Source organism: Candidatus Bipolaricaulota bacterium, assembly GCA_021159055.1.
In the GTDB taxonomy this organism is placed as follows: domain Bacteria; phylum Bipolaricaulota; class Bipolaricaulia; order UBA7950; family UBA9294; genus S016-54.
The window spans coordinates 1-2,469 of record JAGGSO010000088.1 but is presented as its reverse complement, the minus strand read 5'-3'; the positions used below and the strand labels follow the sequence as shown (position 1 = coordinate 2,469).

Sequence of the window (2,469 nt, the reverse complement as noted above, 5' to 3'; positions counted from 1 at the left end):
GGGTTTTATCGCTCCCTTTTGATACTTACAGGCAGTCCTACCTCTGCATTGATAGGTTTTTATGCTGCAAAAGGCGGCTTCGCCCTCCCGTTTCTGGTGATAGCATTGCTGCTTTCAATTGCCGCTCTCCTGCTTTTAATGAACATCGCATTGGAGCGCCATGCACGCCGTTGATATTTGTCGAACCTCAGATTGTGGCGTGTTATGCCGGCTGGTATCAACTCATTCCAAAAACATAATCGTTCATTATTGTTATCCTCAAAATGTTACCCTCAAAAATTTTATACTCGCTCCTCCATTTCAATATGAATAAAATGAGCGAAGATTTGGGCGCTGTGGTTGATGATATTATGAAATCTGTTGGCAACGACGTTAGCAGGGAAGATGTGGAAAGCAATTTGAAAAAGTTTATTGATTATGGGGTGCCTGTAGAGCAGGCAAGGCAGGCAGTCATAAAAAAATATGGCGGAAAGATAGCTGTCCAATCAATTCAGAAGAAATTAGGCGATGTGGAGCCAGATGACAAGCGCCTTTCTTTACTCGGAAAAATAGTTGCCATTGAGGATAGGGAGGTTGATGTCAGGGGTGAGAAGAAAAAAATATTCAGGGGGCTTATAGGGGATGAAACAGCGGTGTTGCCGTTCACCGCCTGGAAGGATTTCGGGCTCGAGCAGGGAGACGTTGTGCGCATAAAAAACGCATCTGCAGGAGAGTGGGGAGGACAGCCCAGATTGAATTTCTCCGAATGGACTGAGGTGGAAAAAACCGATGAAAGCGTGGACCTGATAAAGAGAAAGCCGCAGCATTACAATGTTATTGACTTAAAACCCGGTCTTTCAAATGTTGAAGTGAAAGTTAAGCTGCTTACAATGGAGGAAAGGGAGGTCAGCGTTGAAGGAACGATTAAGAAAGTATACACAGGAATTATGGGCGATGAAACAGGCAAGATACGCTATACTTCATGGACAGATTTTGGAATAAAGGAGGGAGATGTTGTTGAGATAAAAGGGGCGTATACAAAATCATGGAGAGGCGCCCCGCAGCTCATATTTGATGAAAATGCGAAAGTCGAGAAACTGGATGAAGAAATTGCCGAAGAAATGGGCAAGAAAAGCATTCCTATATACAAGCTTGTGGAGGTCGGGGGCGGGGTGGATGTTGCTGTCGAAGGAATTGTGATAGAGGTGCAAAACGGCTCTGGCATAATTTACAGGTGCCCCAAATGCAACAGGGCCATAAGGGAAGGAGTTTGTCCTGTCGACGGAGAGGTTGAGGGAATACCTGATTTGAGGATAAAGGCAGTTGTCGATGACGGGACAGGTGCCGTCAATGCCATATTTGATAGGGAGGTGACAGAGAAGCTTACAGGCAAAACCCTCGATGATTACAAAAAGATGACATCCGAATCCGGAGAGGGCGGGGAGACAGCTGTTGAAGAAGAAATTAAAAATTTGCTCATAGCCCACCCAATCCATGTAGAGGGAAATGCATTATCCGATGAATACGGAGTTACCCTCATAGTCCGGGATGCAGAGATGGTCACGCCCGCAATAGAGCAGGAGAAGGAGGAGCTTTTATCGAAAATGGAGGTGATGGAATGAGGGAGCCGGCGCTTAGGGTATTTGCAGGCGAGTATAACGACTCTACGCATATCCTGAAGGGTGAAGGTGAAAAAACACCTTCCTATGTTATCACCCCTTTGGGGGCAAAAGTGAACCGCCTTTTCGTTGTTGGCGTGCTGACCGATGTGGAGAACGTTGCCCAGGAAGGCGAGATGTGGAGGGCCCATCTTTCCGACCCAACAGGCATATACAGCATATATGCAGGGCAGTACCAGCCAGAATCTGCTGCCTTCCTCGCCGGGGCTGAAACGCCGAGCTATGTGGCGGTTGTCGGAAAGGCGAGGGTGTACGAGCCCGAGGAGGGCACACTGTTTGTTTCAATCCGCCCTGAGATGATGAAGGAAGTGGATGCGATGTTGCGTGATTACTGGATTGTCGAGACATGCAAGCACACATATGCCAGAATAAAGGCGATGAAAGAGGCGATGGAGATGAACCCGCCGTCCGTATACAAATTGAAAGAGCTTGGCTATCCAGCACTGACCGCAGAGGGAGTTGTTGAAGCCCTGTCTGCTTACGGAGATGTGGACGTTGACCATTACCAGTTTTTGATAAAAGAAGCTTTATCCCACTTTGAGACAGGAAAAATAGAGTATATGAAAGAGATTGGCGAGGCAGAGGAAAAAGTTCTGGAAATCGTGAAAAAATGCGAGGGCGAAGACGGCGCTCTGTGGGATGAGATAGTTGACAGCGGAGAAAAGGAAGGAATGGAAAGAAATCTTGTGGAGGAGGCACTCGCATCCCTCATGGACAAAGGACTTGTATATGAGCCAATTTTGGGAAAATTGAAGACGACATAAAATATACAAATTAAAATAGTAGAATATATTTTCATTCAGCATGGCAG

General features: G+C 46.5%; 2 protein-coding genes. Both read left to right on the top strand.

The window, feature by feature from the left end; all coding sequences use genetic code 11:
- Positions 1-314 precede the first annotated feature (314 nt).
- On the top strand, positions 315-1,601 hold the full coding sequence (locus tag J7J55_04490) for a hypothetical protein (protein MCD6141958.1): 1,287 nt from the start codon (positions 315-317) through the stop codon (positions 1,599-1,601).
- Positions 1,598-2,422 (top strand): hypothetical protein, encoded by an 825-nt coding sequence (locus tag J7J55_04485; GenBank protein ID MCD6141957.1) that lies wholly within the window; start codon positions 1,598-1,600, stop codon positions 2,420-2,422. The genes J7J55_04490 and J7J55_04485 overlap by 4 nt, the downstream gene beginning before the upstream one ends.
- Positions 2,423-2,469 lie beyond the last annotated feature (47 nt).

What these genes read in the sequence shown, in the direction of transcription:
- J7J55_04490 (MCD6141958.1), top strand. Translation starts at nt 315, where the DNA reads ATGAGCGAAGATTTGGGCGCTGTGGTTGATGATATTATGAAATCTGTT.
- J7J55_04485 (MCD6141957.1), top strand. Translation starts at nt 1,598, where the DNA reads ATGAGGGAGCCGGCGCTTAGGGTATTTGCAGGCGAGTATAACGACTCT.